Here is a 15,963-nt window from a genome sequence, read left to right as displayed (position 1 = left end):
CCCGGGTCAGATGTCGTCGCCCGACCGGGCGGGCAGGCCCGCCTCCCGCGCGATCGGCGCCCAGTAGCCGACGAACTCGTTCTTCGCGTCCGTCGCACGCTGGTTCACGTCCGACACCTCGGAGGGCGACGGGCAGCCGGGCGCGATCGCCGCGTACCGCTCGTTCGACTCCACCGACGCCTCGAGCGCGCGCACCAGCGCGTCCTTCAGCTCGGCCCCGCTGTCGAGCGCGCCGACGTCCAGCGCGCGGGCCCGCTCGAGCTGCGAGCGCCGGCTCTCCAGCACCCGCTCGATCCCCGAGACGCTGCAGTCCTCGTCGACGACGACCGAACCGAGGTCGGCCCGGGTGCTCCCCATGTCCGCGAGGACGCCGTCCACCGCCTCGGCCTGCTCACGGAACGCGGCGTCCGACTGCGGCTCCGGCTCCGGCTCCTCCGCCCCGGGCGTGGGCGTGTCACCGGTCGTCCCTTCGCCGGTCGTCCCCTCGCCCGTCGTGCTCGTCCCGGACGACAGCCCGTTCCCGGACGCGGGGTCGGACCCGCTCGGCCAGAACACGATCCCGAACGCGATGAGCGCCAGCGCCACCGCGCCCGCCGCGACCAGCACGAGCGGCCTGCGGCTCCGCTTCGGCGGCGCCGGGGGCTGCCAGATCGCGGGCTCCGCCCACGGCTCCGGCGACAGCGGGATCGACGTCTCGCCCGGCGCGCCCGGCGGCATCGGGGTCGTGTGGTCCTGCGGCGGCGTCGGCCACGGCACCCGCACCGGGTCCGGCGGATCGGGCACCGGAATCGTCGGCGGATCGGCCCCCGGGCCCCGGTCGCGGACCGTCGCGTCCCCGGCGCCCGCGCCCGCCAGCGGCGCGTTGCACCAGAGGCACTGAGGCGAGGTCGCCGACGTGTCGCTTCCACAAGCCGGGCACCGCATAGAAGCCCCTTATCGCAGGAGGTCCCCCGACGGTGACAAGATACTGCGCGGCGCGCCGGATCGTCCTGTCCAGCGCGCCGTTGCCCGTCTTCCGTTACCGGACGGCTACACGCGCCGCCAGTCGCGCTCCGGGAGGCCCGTCTTCTGCGCGACGGGGTTCCACAGCTGGACGAACTGCTGCTTCGCGGTCGTCGCGCGCCGGTTGTCCTCGGCCGTCCCCGGCACCTGCGCCGCGCTGGTCTTCGGCTTCCCGCGGCAGCCCGGCCGGTTCTGCCGCGCCCAGTGCAGGTACTTCTGGTCGACGTCCAGCGACGCCTGCAGGGCCTGCGACAGGGACGTCCGGAGCCGCTCGCCGTTCGGGACCTGGTCGAGCTGCATCTCCCGGGTGCGCTTCAGCTGGTTCTGCCGCCGCTGCGCGACCGTCTCGAACCCCTGGATCGCCTGCGGCAGCGTCTTGCACTTCCCGGCGCGGGTGAGCGCCGCGCCCAGCACCGAACGGGTGTTGGTGCTGGCGTCCAGCACCTCGTTCATGACCGCCGCCTGCTGCTTCGTCGCGGCGGACACCGGGTCCTTCTGCGCGACCGGCGTGCTCGACGGCGTGGTGCCGGGCTGCGCGGTGTTCTCCGCGGACTTCCCGTCGTCGCCCGACGGCCACACCACCAGCGCCACCGCCGCCACCGCGACCGTCACCAGCGCCGACACCACCGCGATGAGCACCTTGTTCGGCGCCGAGCCGCCGCGCTCCGGCGCGCCGTACCCGGCGGGGGCGCCGCCGTACCCCATCGGCGCCCCCGGCCCGTGCGGCGGCGGCCCGCCGGGGCCCATCGGGCCGTGCGGACCGCCCATGGGGGCGGGCGCGCCGGCACCCGGGTCCATCATCGTGCGGTCGAGCGCGCCCGCGCCCGGCGCGGGCTGCGGCGTCCACACCTGCGTCGCGGGCTCCGCCTCCTGCGGCTTGCGCGGCTGCGCGAACCACGAGTCCGGGACGATCGACTCGGTGGGCCGCGGCGCGTCCGCGAGACCGAACGGGTTCGACGGCGGCACCGCGGCCGCCGCCGGGAGCGCGGGCCGCGCGGGCCCGCCGAGCTCCGGGATCTCGACCTCGTCCTCATCGTCGTCGTCGGGGTCGAACGCCCAGGGCGCCGTCGACTCCCCGGTGGCCTCCGCGGGCCCGTCCCCGCCCGGGACCTTCGGGGTGCCGGACGTGTCCACGCGCCGGTCGCCGGTGCTCGGAATGTCCCGGATCGTGGCGTTCGCGCCAGCGAGGTCGATGCCGGTGCCCGGCACCCCCGGAAACCCCGCCCCGGGCGCCCCGGGCGCCAACGGCCCGGACGGCATCGCGCTCGACGGCATCGGCGGCCCGGACGGCATCGGCGGCCCGGACGGCATCGGCGGCGCGGACGGCATCGGGTTCGGCGGTGCGGGCGGCCCGGGGGGCGTCGGGGCGGACTGCGCCCAGGACGGGTTCGGCGGCGGCACCATCATCGTGCTCTCGCCGAGGACGTCCGCGGGGGCGTCGGCGACCGGCGCCGCGAGCGGCGGGGCACCGGGGGCGTACACGTCGACCGGCCCGCCACAGTTCGAACACCTGCCGAGCGTCCCGGGCGTGTTGGAGCCGCACGTCGGACACTGCATCGCTCAGACCTCGCCTTATCGCCGCTTCGCCCACGTCTGCGATCCCGGCCCGCCGGGCCGGGCGGGTGCCGCTTCCCCCGCAAAGCGCAGGGCTCCCGACAAAAGTAGTGGGTGAGGTCCCATCGGGGCGTCTGGTTGGGAATCTGGCTCACCGCACGTCGGGGCTCGCACAGAATCACGACATCTCGCTACGGGTCAAGATTGCCCGAGCCGGTTTACGCCGAAAGTTATGATGCTGCTCACATCACCGCTCCGGGGCCCGTGAGGCGTTCCCCGGCGAAGCGGGACGGGCGCGCCGCGAGCGGTACGTGCAGCGGCTAGGCTCGGAAGACGGTTTCCCCGGCGCATCCAGAGAAAACGGAGCCAATGAGCGATCTTCCGCTGCGTTCGCAGCTGGCCGTCGCGCTCGGCCGCACGGCCGCGAAGATGTCCCGGATGGCGGGCCGCGGGGACGGCTCGGTGATCGGAGGGCGGATCGGCCTCCGGCTCGACCCCGAGCTGCTGACCAGGCTCGCCCGGGACCGCAAGCTCGTCCTCGTCAGCGCGACCAACGGCAAGACGACGACGACCCGGCTGATCACCTCGGCGATGACGCCGCTGGGGGAGGTCGCCACCAACGCGTTCGGCGCGAACATGCCCACCGGGCACGTGTCCGCGCTCGCGTCCGCGCCGACCGCCCGGTACGGCGTGCTGGAGTGCGACGAGAAGTACGTCCCGATGGTCCTGCGGGAGACCGGGGCGAACGTCGTCGCGCTGATGAACCTGAGCCGCGACCAGATGGACCGTGCCGCGGAGATCTGGCTGCTGGCCGGCAAGTGGCGCAAGGCGCTGGAGGCGGCCCCGCAGAGCCACGTCATCGCGAACTGCGACGACCCGCTGGTCACCTGGGGCGCGTCGAGCGCGAAGTCCGTGACGTGGGTCGCGGCGGGCCAGCACTGGCGCGAGGACTCGTGGTGCTGCCCCGAGTGCGGCGGTCCCCTCGACCGGCAGGACACCGACGAGGACAGCGACTGGGCCTGCCGCCAGTGCCACTTCCGCCGTCCGCGTCCCGACTGGACGCTCAAGGGCGACACGATCACGGCGCCGGACGGGCGCGCGTACTCCCTGTCGGGACTGTCGCTGCCGGGCCGGGCGAACCGGTCGAACGCGCTCATCGCGGCCGCGGTCGTCGCGCAGTTCGGCGTCCCGCCCGAGCAGGCGCTGCCGCTGCTGTCGCAGGTCACGTCGGTCGCGGGCCGGTACACGACGGTCGAGCACCAGGGCCGCAGCATCCGGCTGCTGCTGTCGAAGAACCCCGCGGGCTGGCTGGAGGCGTTCGACGTCCTGCAGCCGCCGCCCGGCCCGGTCGCGCTGTCGATCAACGCGCAGGGTCCGGACGGGCGCGACACGTCCTGGCTGTGGGACGTCGACTACCGCATCCTGCGGGGGCGTCCCGTGTGGGTGACGGGCGAGCGGCGCATCGACCTCGCGGCGCGGCTCGAGGCCGCCGACGTGTCGTTCACCGTCATCGACGACATCGACCAGGCGGTCATGGCGGTGCCGCCCGGGCACCTCGACGTGATCGCCAACTACACCGCCTTCCAGAGCATCCGAACGAGGTACGGCCGTGTCGTCTGACCGCATCAAGATCGTCTGGATCTACCCGGACCTGCTCAGCACCTACGGCGACCAGGGCAACACGATCGTCCTGGAGCGCCGCGCGGCGCTGCGCGGGATCCCGACCGAGACCGTCAGCCTGCGCTCGGACGAGCCCGTCCCCGCCGACGGCGACATCTACCTGCTCGGCGGCGGCGAGGACCGGCCGCAGATCCTCGCCGCGCAGCGCCTCGGCAACGACGGGGGTCTCGCCCGCGCCGTCCAGTCGGGCGCGGTGGTGTTCGGCGTCTGCGCCGGGTACCAGATCCTCGGCCGCGAGTTCGGCGGCGACGAGGGGCAGCAGCTGCCCGGCCTCGGCCTGCTCGACATCACGTCGGGACGCGGCGAGCAGCGGGCCGTCGGCGAGATCGTCGGGGACGTCGCGGCGGAGCTGAACGTGCCGCGCATCACCGGCTTCGAGAACCATCAGGGCGTCACCCGCCTCGGCCCGAACGCCCGCCCGTTCGCGCAGGTCGTGCACGGCGTCGGCAACGGCGACGGGTACGAGGGCGCCTACACCGGGCGGGTCCTCGGCACGTACATGCACGGCCCGGCGCTCGTCCGCAACCCGGGCCTGGCCGACCTGCTGCTCACCTGGGCGGTCGGCCGGCAGCTCCAGCCGCTGGACGACTCGTGGGCGGGCCGTCTCCGCGAGGAGCGGCTGAACGCCGTCATGAACGCCGGCGCCTGACCGTCCGCGCCCGGCGCCCGTGCTTGACCGCCCGCCCGGCGAACGCCGGGTCGCGCGGGGGTGAATCCGCGGCGGCGAACGATCATTGGGCCTGGCGCGCCGCGCCGGGCCCTGTGACCGTGGCGGTCATGGTCGATCTCGCGCGCCGTTCCCTCGTCCTCGGGACGGCCGCGGCGGCCGGGGCCGCCGTGCTCGCCCGCAGCACGCGCGCCTCCGCCGCCGCGGTCCGTCCGGTGAACCTCGAACTCGTCACCGTCACCGAGTCCACGGCCGTCCTCACCTGGTACACCGGCGAGGCCGGGACGGACGACGGGCTCGGGCGGATGCGCCCCGCCCCGGCCGACGCCGAGGTGCGGTACGGCACGCACCCGTCGCGGCTCACCCGGACGGCGCACGGACCGTCCGGCACCCCGTACCACCATGTGGAGCTCACCGGGCTGGAGCCGAACCGCACGTACTACTACCGGGCGCGCTCGTCCGGGCGGGACGCCGAACCGACGTGGCTCGCGGCGGGGCGGGCCGCCGGGACGCCGCACGGGGACGTCTTCGCGTTCACCACCCCGGCCCCGCCGCCGGGACGCCACGTGGCGACCATCGCGCTGTGCAACGACCTGCACGTCGGCGAGACCGTCGCGGGCCTCGTCGGCGGCCTGCCGTGGATCAAGGGCATCGAGCAGGAGCCCGGCCGCCCGCCCTACCCGGAGGTCATGGCGCGTGCCCTCGTCGCGGACGCCCGCGCCCGCGGCGCGTCGCTGATCATCGCGAACGGCGACCTGACCGCCGAGGCCGGACGCGCGGACGTCGGCCGGGTGAAGTCCCTCCTGGACGGGTTCGGCGCGTACGGCCGTGACTACCTCGTCACCCGCGGCAACCACGACCGGCCGCACGAGACCGACCACTTCAAGGACGCCTTCTTCCCGGACGGCCGCACGTACTTCGCCCGCGACCTGCCGGGCCTGCGCGTCATCGCCCTCGACACCTACGACAAGCCGGGCGACGGCGGCGACGCGGGCGGCCTGTCGCCCGCGCAGCTCGCCTGGTTCGAGGCGGAACTGCGCGCGGACCCCGACCGGCCCACGCTCGTCGTCGGCCACCATCCGCTCTTCGAGGAGCACTCGCCGCTCGCCGCCACCGGGGGACGATCGCTCGACCCCGTCCAGTCCCTGCGGATCCTCGCCGCGTACAACCGCGCGCCCGGCGTCTTCCTGCACCACGCGGGGCACACGCACCGCAACCACCGGTCGGTGTTCCCGCTCGCGCCGCGGGTCGTCCACCAGGAGGTCGGCGCGGTGAAGGAGTACCCGGGGGGTTTCGCGCTCCTGCGCGTCCACACCGGGGGCCACGCGGTCAACTTCTACAAGACGCGGACGGACGAGGCGCGGGCCTGGTCGGAGCGGTCCCGGCAGGAGCTCGCGGGCCTGTGGCCGCAGCTGTCGCTCGGCGACCGCGTCACCGACCGGAACTCGTCCGCCCCGTTCGCCTGAGTCGTCCGTCGAGTCGTCCGGGTCAGGGGCGCGACTCGGAGGGCTCCTCCTCGCGCTTGCGGGTCTTGCGGAGCGCCCCGGGCTTGGCCTTCTCCTCGGGGTGCCCCTTGACCCGGACCAGGCTGGCGACGGTCGTGACGACGAGGATGGCGAGGATCACGCCGAGGGAGATCGGGGTCGCGATGTGCGGGATGGAGTGCGACACGTCCTCGTGCAGGAACTGCAGGATCAGCTTCACGCCGATGAACGCGAGGATCGCCGACAGGCCGATGGACAGGTAGACGAGGCGTTCCAGCAGGCCCTCGATCAGGAAGTACAGCGCGCGGAGGCCGAGGAGCGCGAACGCGTTCGCGGAGAAGACGATGAACGCGGACTTGGTGACGCCGTACACCGCCGGGATCGAGTCGAGGGCGAACAGCAGGTCGGTGCTGCCGACGGCGACGAACACCAGCAGCAGCGGGGTCATCACGCGCTGCCCGTTCTCGTGCGCGAGCATCCGGCCGCCGTGGAAGTCGGTGGTCATCGGCATGATCTTGCGGGCCCGGCGGACGACGAAGGAGTCCTCGACGTCGGGCTCCTCGTTGCGGTTGCGGATCAGCTGCACGGCCGTCCAGATCAGGATCAGCCCGAAGATCAGGAACGTGAACGAGAACAGGTTGATGAACGCGGCGCCGATCATGATGAGGATCGCGCGCAGCACCAGCGCCGCCGCGATGCCGAACAGCAGCACCTTCTGCTGGTACTCGGCGGGGACGGCGAACTTCGTCATGATGATCACGAAGACGAAGAGGTTGTCGACCGACAGGCTCTTCTCGACGATGTAGCCCGCGAAGTACTCGGTCCCCGCCTGGTGCCCGACGAGCATCCACACGGCCAGGCCGAACAGCAGCGCGACCGCGATGTAGAAGACCGACCAGAAGGTCGCCTCGCGGATGTGGACGGCGTGCGGCTTGCGCACCGCGACGACGAAGTCGAGGACGAACAGCGCGAGGATCAGGGCGATCGTGGCGATCCAGGCCCATGTGGGGATGTCCACCATGTCGACGGTTCTCCTGTGGTCGGGGCGTCGGCAGACTCATAACCGTTTCCGTGCCGATCAACCGGAACGGCCTGAGCAGGGTGCTCTGCATCTCCGTTCACGGCCCCCGTTCACGGCCCCCGTTCACGAGGCGTCAGTACACGATGGCCTGGACGCCGTCCGTGGTGATCTCCTCGACGAACGTGGGCGCCCCGGCGATGCGGACGCCGGGGAGGACGTCGTCCGGGCCGATGCCGCGGCGGGCGGCGCACTGCGTGCAGAGCGTCACGCGCCCCGCGGACAGGACGACGGCCAGCAGGTCGTCGAGCGGGGTGGCGTGCGGCAGCTCGAACTCTGCGGCCCGGTCGGGGAGCGCGAACCACGCGGACTCGCCGGTCAGCCAGAGCGACACCGGGACGCCGCTCGCCGCGGCGGCCGCGGCGACCGTGAACGCCTGGTTGCAGCGCTCCGGGGCGTCCGCCCCCGCCGTCACCTTGATCACCAGAGGACGTGCCATGCGGGCAACTCTATAGAGCGCGGCGTCCCCGGGCGCGGACCGCCGGGGCCGTATAGTCGTCCGACCGGCGGGCGTGGGAGGTGCCGTGGGCGGCGTGGTGAACGCGAGTGTTCTGGTGGGCGTGCTGGGGCTGGTGGCGGTGGTCGCGGTCCTGCTCGTGGTGCGGCTCGGGCGGCTCCGGTAGCGCGCTACGCTCGGTTGCCATGGAGCCTGAGCTGCACCCCGACCTTGAGCCGCTGAAGTTCCTCCTCGGCACCTGGGAGGGCGCCGGCGTCGGAGGCTACCCGACGATCGAGGAGTTCAACTTCGGTCAGGAGATGTCCTTCACCCACAACGGCAAGCCCTTCCTGATCTACACCAGCCGGACGTGGATGATCGAGAAGGACGGGACGCTCGGGCGTCCGCTGGCGACGGAGACGGGCTACTGGCGGCCGCTGCCCGACCACCAGGTCGAGGTGACGCTGGCGCACCCGACGGGCATCGTCGAGATCTACGTCGGCAACGTCGCGTTCAGCCGGGTGGAGCTGCAGACCGACGTCGTCGCGCGCACCGAGTCGGCCAAGGAGGTCACGGCCGGGCACCGGCTGTACGGGCTGATCGGCGAGGACCTGGGCTGGGCGTACGACATGGCGGCCGTCGGGCAGAAGCTGCAGGCGCACGTGTCGGCGCAGCTCAAGAAGGTCGGCTGACCCGGGGGACCGACCCCGGAAAGGGAACGATCCCCGGACCTTCCCGCTCGGGCGGGTGATGGACAGGACGGGTCCATCGGTCCGGGGATCGGGTAACTGCCTGGTATTCGCCGGTCACCGTCGCGACCGGTTGCCGCCGCCGGAGCGGCGGCGCCGAGGCGGAACGGCGACTAGCGGACAGTCACCTCGCGAGTCCCACTGCAAACCATTGCTTGGACCACCTCCTTTCACGCGTGCCTCGAACGTATGCGACGGCTCGGGCGCGGGGCAAACGAATTCTCGACGTCGTCAAGCGGCATACACTCGGGTCATGGCGGAGCGCGGCACGGAGCGCACGATGGAGCGCGGTATGGCTGAGTCGTGGCAGGAGGAGCTGCGGGCGAAGGGGTATCGGGTCACCCCGCAGCGCCAGCTCGTGCTGGAGGCGGTCACCAGCCTGGAGCACGGGACGCCCGAGGAGATCTGCACCGAGGTGCAGCGCACCGCGCGCGGCGTGAACATCTCGACGGTGTACCGGACGCTGGAGCTGCTGGAGGAGCTCGGGCTCGTCAAGCACGCGCACCTCGGGCACGGGCCGCCGAACTACCACCTGGCGGCGGAGGCCGAGCACATCCACCTGGTCTGCCGGGGCTGCCACACCGTCGAGGACGTCGACCCGGCGGTGGCGGAGGGGCTCGCGGCGCTGCTGGAGCGCGACCAGGGGTTCGAGACGGACGTGCACCACCTCACCGTCTACGGGCGGTGCAAGGAGTGCCGGAGCGGCTGACCGCCGCATAGTGTGGGGGCCATGGAGAGCCCGCTGCTGCAGTCGCCCGGAGCCGTCGCCGCCGACACCCCCGACGGGGGCGTCGCCGCGCACTACGGGGAGCCCGCGCAGGAGCAACGCGCGCTCGCGGCGGGCGCCGCGTTCGTCGACCGGAGCAACCGGGGCGTGGTGCGGGTCTCCGGGCCCGACCGGCTGAGCTGGCTGCACAGCCTGCTCAGCCAGCACCTCGAGGCGCTCAAGCCGCACGAGCCGACCGAGGCGCTGCTGCTCAGCCCGAACGGGCACGTCGAGCACCACCTGTTCCTCGTGGACGACGGCGAGGCCGTCTGGGCGCACGTCGAGCCGGGCACGGCGCCGTCCCTCGTGGAGTTCCTCGACCGGATGCGGTTCATGCTGCGCGTCGAGGTCGCCGACGTGTCCGATGCGTACATGGTCGTGACCGGCCCGTCCGGCGCCGCGCCGTCCGCGGACGTCCCGTCGTGGCCCGACGTGGCCGGGACGACGACGCGCATCGTCCCCCGCGCCGGCGGCTTCCCCGCCGACCTGCGGCCCGCGGGAATCTGGGCGTACGAGGCGCTGCGGATCGCCGAGCACCGGCCCCGCTTCGGGCTCGACACCGACCACCGGACGATCCCGCACGAGGCGGGGCTCGTCGAGACGGCCGTCCACCTGGAGAAGGGCTGCTACCGGGGGCAGGAGACGGTCGCGCGCGTGCACAACCTGGGGCGTCCGCCGCGCCGCCTGGTGTTCCTGCACCTGGACGGCAGCGTCGACCGGCTCCCGGCGCACGGCGACCCGGTCGAGATCCCGGGCGGACGGCAGATCGGGTTCGTCGGGTCGGCGGCGCGGCACCACGAGCTGGGGCCGATCGCGCTCGCGACCGTGAAGCGCAACGTCCCGGTGGACGCGGAGCTGCTCGCGGGCGGCGTCGCCGCCGCCCAGGAGATCGTCGTGTCGCCCGACACGGGGGCCAACGCCCAGATCGACCTGCGCCGCCGCCCCGCCGCCCGCTGACACCCGCCCCCGGACGCCGTTCACCGGCGTCGATCACCGGGATTGACCCCGGGCGCCGTTCAAGCGCGCCGCTCGCGACCGCCGATCAAGACTGCCGATCACGGACGGGGCAGGGGCTAACGCGCCGGGGCGGTTCGCCATATCGTCGGACTTGCATGATTCTGACCGGCCGGCCCCGGTGAAAGGCGGTTCCTGCCGATGGTCGCGAACTCCGGCGGCGAGCGTCCCTCCGAGCCGCGGCCGCAGGCCGCCCGGAAGGGCGGTGCCCGGCGGCGCCCGCGCCGGGAGTCCGCGCTGGTCTGGTGGGCGGGGTTCGCCGCGATCCTCGTCGCCGCCCTGTGGCTGGGGTCGTGGCGGGTGGCGCTGCTGGCCCTGCTCGCCTGGTGCCTGTACCAGTTCGCGTTCGTCCCGACGCTGTGCCGGATGCTGACCCCGCAGGGCCACGCGTGCGCCGAGCGCGCCCGGGGACGCCTGTTCGCGTGCGGGCCCGAGCACCAGCGGATCAAGAACGCCGCCCTGCGGCGCCTCGCCGGGCGGCGGCGCCGGCCGGGGAACGGCGGGGAGCGCCACGACGTGCACGACGGCACCGGCGTGGTCGTGGTGTCGGGGGACGTGCGCGGGCGGCTCAACGTCGCCGACCGCGTCCTGCTCCTCCTCGCGGCCGCCGGGACGGTCGTGGCCGTCGCGGCGATCGTCCAGGGCTTCCGCTGACGCGCCGGGTCACATCTCGAGGACCAGCGTGATGGGGCCGTCGTTGACGAGCGCGACCTTCATGTCCGCGCCGAACTCGCCCGTCTCGACCTTCGCGCCGAGCGCGCGCAGCTCGGCGACGACCGCGTCGACCAGCGGTTCGGCGACCGGCCCCGGCGCGGCGGCCGTCCAGCTCGGGCGGCGGCCCTTGCGGGCGTCGCCGTAGAGGGTGAACTGGCTGACGACGAGCAGCGGCGCGCCGACGTCCGAGCACGACTTCTCGTCCTGCAGGACGCGCAGCCCCCACAGCTTCGCGGCCATCTTGCGGGCCTTCGCCTCGTCGTCGTCGTGCGTGACGCCGACCAGGACCATCAGGCCCGGGCCGTCGATCGCGCCGACGATCCGGTCGGCGACGGTCACGCTCGCGCTGCTCACCCGCTGGACTACTGCCCTCATGACGATGCATTCTGCCGCGTATGGGAGCAACGACGCTCATCACGGTGGCGCCCACGGGCGCGGAGTCCGCGAAGGCGGACGTCCCGGCCCTGCCCGTCACCCTGGAGGAACTGGTCCGGACGGCCGAGGAGTGCGAGGCGGCGGGGGCGGCGATCGTCCACGTGCACATCCGCGACGACGACGCGCGGCCGACGCTCGACCCGTCCCGGTTGCGGGACACGGTGCGGGCGCTGCGGGAGAGCACGGGACTGATCGTGCAGCTGTCGACGGGCGGGGCGGTGACCGACCCGTACGAGGACCGGCTGGCCGTCCTGGACGCCGGACCCGACATGTGCTCGCTCACCTGCGGGACGGTCAACTTCGGCGACGACGTGTTCATGAACCCGTGGCCGTTCATGGTGGAGCTTTACCGGCGGACCCAGGAATTGGGGGTCGTGCCCGAGTTCGAGCTGTTCGACCTCGGCCACATCGCCGCGCTGCATCGTCTCCTGGACAAGCACGGACCGCCGTACGGCGGTCACGTCCACTGCGACCTCGTGATGGGCGTGCCCGGCGGGATGCCGGGGGACGCGCGGACGCTCGTCGCCGCCGTCGAGGCGCTCCCGGACGGCGCCACCTGGTCGGCGACCGGCGTGGGGCGGACGTCGCTGCCGGTGATGTTCGCGGCGCTGGCGGCGGGCGGGCACCTGCGCGTCGGGATGGAGGACACGCTCACCCTCGCGAAGGGAACGCCGGTGACGGCGAACGTCCAGCTCGTCGAGCGGGCGGCGGCCGCCGCGACGCTCGCGCAGCGGCCCCCGCTGGCCGCTCCGGACGCCCGCGCGCTGCTGGGGATCAAACCGCGTTGACCGGGCATGATGGGGTCATGATCAATCCGGTGCTGGTCGAGGTGGAACGTTCCGGGTTCGTGGAGTCGCGGCATCGCGGCGCCGCGGTCGGGCTCGCGGTGGACGGGACGCAGGCCGTGCGCGCCGGGTCGGTCGAGGAGCCGATCTTCCCGCGCTCCGCGAACAAGCCGCTGCAGGCCGTCGCGATGCTGCGGTCCGGGCTCGAACTGGAGGGGGAGCTGCTGGCGGTCGCCGCCGGGAGCCACTCGGGGGAGGACTTCCACGTCGAGGGCGTCGAGAAGATCCTTGCGGGCGCGGGCCTCACGGCGGACGACCTGCGCTGCCCCGAGTCGTGGCCGATCGACCCGGCCGCCGCGCGGTCGTGCGCGGAGCCGTCCCGGGTCCGGATGAACTGCTCCGGCAAGCACGCGGCGATGCTCGCGACGTGCGTCGCCGCGGGCTGGCCGACGGCGTCGTACCTGGATCCGGAGCATCCGCTGCAGGCCGCCGTGCGGGAGGTCGTGGAGGAGCTGGCGGGCGAGCCGGTCGCGGCGGTCGGGGTCGACGGGTGCGGGGCGCCGCTGTTCGCGATCTCCACGCTGGGCGTCGCGCGCTCCTACCGGGCGCTCGTGCTGGCCGCGCCGGACGCCCCCGAGGGCCTCGTCGCGGACGCGATGCGGACGCACCCGCAGTGGACGTCGGGGACGGCGCGGGAGGAGCGCCGGCTGATGGACGCCGTCCCGGGACTGCTGGTCAAGTGCGGTGCGGAGGGCGTGGACGCGTTCGCGCTCGCCGACGGCCGGGCCGGCGCCGTCAAGATCGACGACGGGGCGATGCGGGCCCGGACGCCGGTGACCGTCGCCCTGCTGCGCGCCCTCGCGGGGAGCGCGCCGGGCGGCGGCGAGGACTCCGCGGGCGCGCCCGCGGGGGGCCTGCCGGAGGCCACCGACGCGGACGCGCTGGAGGAGCTGGCGACGGAGCGGCTGCGCGGCGGGGACGGCGACGCGGGCGTCATCCGCCCGGCCCCTGGCGCGTTCTAGACGCCGTCGGCCGGTCGTAGTCGCGTTCCTCCGGCGGGACCTTCGGCTCGCGTCCCGGCTGCGGGTTGTCGTGGCGGAACTCCTCGAACTGCACCGACTTCTCCGGCGGGTAGCTGTGCGAGAACATGCCGGGCCGGTAGGTGTAGGTGCCGCCCTGCTCCATGCCGCGGTGATTGTCCTGGTCGTTGCGCCGCTCCGGGTGGATCTTCCTGGACGAGGACGCGATCGTCAGGTACAGCCAGGTCACCAGGCCCAGCACGCCGAAGACCGGGATGAACCACATCAGGATGTGGCCGGGCGTCGCGTAGGCCGCGATGGTCGCGAACATCGTTCCACCTCCCTGCCGGTGTGGTGCCCGGCGGGGAGGTGGAAATGTGGCGTTTGAGGTCAATTTTGGGTGTTTTTGGGGTGCGGCTACTTGAGGGCCGCCGCCGCGGCGGCCGCCGCCTCGTCCTCGGCGGCCGGGGCGCCGATCGTCCGGTTCCGTCCCGCGATCAGGCCCGGGACCAGCAGCGCCGCCGTCGCCACCAGCACGCCGAGCATCGGAACGGTCCAGCCACCGGTGGCGTCGTGCAGCGCGCCCACCCCGAGCGGCCCCAGCGCCGCCAGCACGTACCCGAGGCCCTGCGCCATCCCCGACAGCTGCGCCGCGACGGACGCGTCGTGCGAGCGGAGCCCGATGAACGACAGCGCCGTCGGGAACCCGATGCCCTGGCCGACGCCCAGGACGACCGTCCACACCCAGACCGTCCCGATCGGGGCCCACGTCGCGCCCGCGAAGCCCGCCGCGGTCAGCACGACGATCAGCAGCACGAGCGGCCGCTGGTCGCGCGTCCGCCGCGCCAGCACCGGCACCAGCAGCGACGACACCGCCTGCACGCCCGACGTCACCGCCAGCGCGTACCCGGCGCCCGCCTCGCTCATCCCGCGGTCCTGCCAGATCGTCGCCAGCCATCCCAGCGTCACGTACGCCAGCAGCGACTGCAGGCCCATGAACGCCGTCACACTCCACGACAGCGGCGACCGCCACACCAGCCCCGCGACGCCCCGCGCCGCCGGGACGGCCGGTGCCGCGCGGGCCGCGCGCGCCGCCCCGACCGCGCGCGGCAGCCAGATCAGCCCCGCCACCGCCGTCGGGATCGCCAGCAGCCCCAGCGGCAGCCGCCACGACGCGTCGAACGCGTTCTCCACCGGGACCGCCAGGCCCGCCGCCACCGCCGCGCCGCCCGACATCGCCACCGTGTAGATCGCCGTCACCGTCGTCAGCGACTCCGGATGGTCGCGCTTGATGATCGCCGGCATCGCGATGTTGCCGATGCTGATCGCCATCCCCGCCACCAGCGACCCCGCGAACAGCGGGAACGGGGCGTCCACCAGGCGCAGCACCAGCCCCACGACCAGCAGCGCCATCGACGCCACCAGCAGCGTCTCGCTGCGCGGCGCGCGCCGCAGGAACGGCGCGACCAGCCCGTAGGAGCCGAAGAACGCCAGCGGCAGCGTGGTCAGCGCGCCCGCCGCCGTCCCCGACAGGCCGAACGCGTCCTGGATCTCGGTGAGCACCGGCCCGACCGCCGCGATCGCCGGCCGCAGGTTCAGCGCGACCAGGACGATCAGCACGACCGCCCCGACGCGGGACGCGCGAGCCGCGCTCACCGGTCGTCCGCGGCGTCGGTACGGGCGTCGGTGCCGGTGCCGGTGCCGGTGCCGGTGCCGGTGCCGGTGTTCGTGCGGGCTTCGTCGGCGATGAGGCCGTCGAGGACGGCCAGCGTCGGCTCGACGACCGCGGCGGCCGCGCGCGCCGCGGCGTCGCCGTCCCGCGCCGCGACCGCGTCCAGCACCGCCCGGTGCGCCTCCGGGCTCGCCTCGGGGACCTCGTGGTCGAGCCGCACCGTCCGCATCGCCTCGCCGAGGTGCTGGATGAAGAACCGCATCGCCTCGATCAGCACCGGGTTGCGGCTCGCCTCCGCGACGCCGAGATGGAACCGCGCGTCGGCCGCGCCGAACTCGGCCGCCTCCGTCGCGGCGTCGCGCGCCGCGAGCAGCTCCGCGAGCCGCGCCAGGTCCGCGTCCGTCCGGCGGCGCGCCGCCAGCCGCGCGGCCTGCACGTCGTAGGCGAGCTGCACCTCGAAGACGTCCCGCGCCGTCGCCCGCGACACCCGGCGCAGCAGCGGGCGCGGGTCGGCGCTGCTGCGGACGTACGTGCCGTCGCCGCGCCGCACCTCCAGCACGCCCACGTGCGACAGCGCCCGGATCGCCTCCCGCACCGCCGGACGGCTCACCCCGAGCTGCGCCGCGAGGTCGGTCTCGGCCGGGATCCGGCCGCCGATCGGCCACGCCCCGCCGCTCACCTCCGCCTGCAACTGGTTCAGGACGGCGTCGACGGTCGACCCGCCGGGAACCGGACTCAGCGCCACCAGATCTCCTGACGAACAATCACATACCGGACAGACGTCAGACATCTTACAAAGGTCCCGCGATGGCCGTCCGGAGGGGTCGGAACGGCCACCGCGGGGGCCTCGGCGGCGGGACGAAGGGGACAACGCCCGCCGGACCGGGGAATGTGACGGGGTGTTCGCA

Annotated in this window: 17 protein-coding genes; 9 read left to right on the top strand and 8 right to left on the bottom strand. The window is 73.9% G+C overall.

Features of this window, described 5'->3' with window-relative positions; all coding sequences use genetic code 11:
- Positions 1 to 6 precede the first annotated feature (6 nt).
- A complete protein-coding gene (locus tag AB0L25_RS04890; RefSeq protein ID WP_500168700.1) occupies positions 7 to 783 on the bottom strand; it encodes a hypothetical protein in 777 nt (258 codons plus the stop codon).
- Between the two features lie 246 nt (positions 784 to 1,029).
- The gene (locus AB0L25_RS04885; protein ID WP_500168698.1) at positions 1,030 to 2,484 is read right to left on the bottom strand and encodes a hypothetical protein; all 1,455 of its coding nucleotides are present in this window, start codon (positions 2,482 to 2,484) and stop codon (positions 1,030 to 1,032) included.
- Positions 2,485 to 2,925: 441 nt separating this feature from the next.
- On the opposite strand from AB0L25_RS04885, the gene AB0L25_RS04880 reads away from it, so the two are divergent.
- From AB0L25_RS04880 to AB0L25_RS04870, 3 genes are all read left to right on the top strand, one after another.
- Positions 2,926 to 4,176: a Mur ligase family protein gene (locus AB0L25_RS04880; protein ID WP_500168696.1), complete on the top strand. Its 1,251-nt coding sequence runs from the start codon at positions 2,926 to 2,928 to the stop codon at positions 4,174 to 4,176.
- Positions 4,166 to 4,885 (top strand): type 1 glutamine amidotransferase, encoded by a 720-nt coding sequence (locus tag AB0L25_RS04875; RefSeq protein WP_500168694.1) that lies wholly within the window; start codon positions 4,166 to 4,168, stop codon positions 4,883 to 4,885. Before AB0L25_RS04880 ends, AB0L25_RS04875 begins: the two co-directional genes overlap by 11 nt.
- 128 nt (positions 4,886 to 5,013) lie before the next feature.
- Positions 5,014 to 6,369, top strand: coding sequence for a purple acid phosphatase family protein (locus AB0L25_RS04870; protein WP_500168692.1), 1,356 nt, complete (start codon positions 5,014 to 5,016; stop codon positions 6,367 to 6,369).
- 22 nt (positions 6,370 to 6,391) lie between these two features.
- Here AB0L25_RS04870 and AB0L25_RS04865 read toward each other — a convergent pair whose 3' ends face one another.
- Positions 6,392 to 7,408: a TerC family protein gene (locus AB0L25_RS04865; RefSeq protein ID WP_500168690.1), complete on the bottom strand. Its 1,017-nt coding sequence runs from the start codon at positions 7,406 to 7,408 to the stop codon at positions 6,392 to 6,394.
- A 133-nt stretch (positions 7,409 to 7,541) separates the two neighbouring features.
- The gene (locus AB0L25_RS04860; protein WP_500168688.1) at positions 7,542 to 7,904 is read right to left on the bottom strand and encodes a DsrE family protein; all 363 of its coding nucleotides are present in this window, start codon (positions 7,902 to 7,904) and stop codon (positions 7,542 to 7,544) included.
- 203 nt (positions 7,905 to 8,107) lie between these two features.
- On the opposite strand from AB0L25_RS04860, the gene AB0L25_RS04855 reads away from it, so the two are divergent.
- The 4 genes from AB0L25_RS04855 (at position 8,108) to AB0L25_RS04840 (ending at position 11,084) form a co-directional block, all read left to right on the top strand.
- A complete protein-coding gene (locus AB0L25_RS04855; protein WP_500168686.1) occupies positions 8,108 to 8,593 on the top strand; it encodes a heme-binding beta-barrel domain-containing protein in 486 nt (161 codons plus the stop codon).
- Between the two features lie 349 nt (positions 8,594 to 8,942).
- On the top strand, positions 8,943 to 9,359 hold the full coding sequence (locus tag AB0L25_RS04850; RefSeq protein WP_500168684.1) for a Fur family transcriptional regulator: 417 nt from the start codon (positions 8,943 to 8,945) through the stop codon (positions 9,357 to 9,359).
- 21 nt (positions 9,360 to 9,380) lie between these two features.
- Positions 9,381 to 10,373 (top strand): CAF17-like 4Fe-4S cluster assembly/insertion protein YgfZ, encoded by a 993-nt coding sequence (ygfZ, locus tag AB0L25_RS04845; RefSeq protein ID WP_500168682.1) that lies wholly within the window; start codon positions 9,381 to 9,383, stop codon positions 10,371 to 10,373.
- A 198-nt stretch (positions 10,374 to 10,571) separates the two neighbouring features.
- Complete coding sequence (locus tag AB0L25_RS04840) at positions 10,572 to 11,084, top strand: hypothetical protein (RefSeq protein WP_500168680.1); 513 nt, start codon at positions 10,572 to 10,574, stop codon at positions 11,082 to 11,084.
- A gap of 9 nt (positions 11,085 to 11,093) precedes the next feature.
- Here AB0L25_RS04840 and dtd read toward each other — a convergent pair whose 3' ends face one another.
- Positions 11,094 to 11,519 (bottom strand): D-aminoacyl-tRNA deacylase, encoded by a 426-nt coding sequence (dtd, locus tag AB0L25_RS04835; protein WP_500168679.1) that lies wholly within the window; start codon positions 11,517 to 11,519, stop codon positions 11,094 to 11,096.
- 20 nt (positions 11,520 to 11,539) lie between these two features.
- On the opposite strand from dtd, the gene AB0L25_RS04830 reads away from it, so the two are divergent.
- Both AB0L25_RS04830 and AB0L25_RS04825 read left to right on the top strand, forming a co-directional pair.
- Positions 11,540 to 12,367, top strand: coding sequence for a beta-keto acid cleavage family enzyme (locus AB0L25_RS04830; RefSeq protein WP_500168677.1), 828 nt, complete (start codon positions 11,540 to 11,542; stop codon positions 12,365 to 12,367).
- A 17-nt stretch (positions 12,368 to 12,384) separates the two neighbouring features.
- The gene (locus AB0L25_RS04825) at positions 12,385 to 13,386 is read left to right on the top strand and encodes an asparaginase (protein WP_500168675.1); all 1,002 of its coding nucleotides are present in this window, start codon (positions 12,385 to 12,387) and stop codon (positions 13,384 to 13,386) included.
- Here AB0L25_RS04825 and AB0L25_RS04820 read toward each other — a convergent pair.
- The 3 genes from AB0L25_RS04820 to AB0L25_RS04810 all read right to left on the bottom strand — a co-directional run bounded on the left by AB0L25_RS04820 (position 13,358) and on the right by AB0L25_RS04810 (position 15,800).
- Positions 13,358 to 13,714, bottom strand: coding sequence for a hypothetical protein (locus AB0L25_RS04820; protein ID WP_500168673.1), 357 nt, complete (start codon positions 13,712 to 13,714; stop codon positions 13,358 to 13,360). The genes AB0L25_RS04825 and AB0L25_RS04820 overlap by 29 nt on opposite strands.
- Positions 13,715 to 13,800: 86 nt before the next feature.
- The gene (locus AB0L25_RS04815) at positions 13,801 to 15,039 is read right to left on the bottom strand and encodes a CynX/NimT family MFS transporter (RefSeq protein WP_500168671.1); all 1,239 of its coding nucleotides are present in this window, start codon (positions 15,037 to 15,039) and stop codon (positions 13,801 to 13,803) included.
- Positions 15,036 to 15,800: a FadR/GntR family transcriptional regulator gene (locus tag AB0L25_RS04810; RefSeq protein WP_500168670.1), complete on the bottom strand. Its 765-nt coding sequence runs from the start codon at positions 15,798 to 15,800 to the stop codon at positions 15,036 to 15,038. The genes AB0L25_RS04815 and AB0L25_RS04810 overlap by 4 nt, the downstream gene beginning before the upstream one ends.
- Between the last annotated feature and the right edge of the window lie 163 nt (positions 15,801 to 15,963).

Origin of the sequence: Spirillospora sp. NPDC052242, assembly GCF_040679555.1 — a bacterium.
Taxonomy (GTDB): Bacteria; Actinomycetota; Actinomycetes; order Streptosporangiales; family Streptosporangiaceae; genus Spirillospora.
The sequence above is the reverse complement of the archived record's forward strand: the minus strand, read 5'-3'. Positions and strand labels throughout refer to the sequence as shown.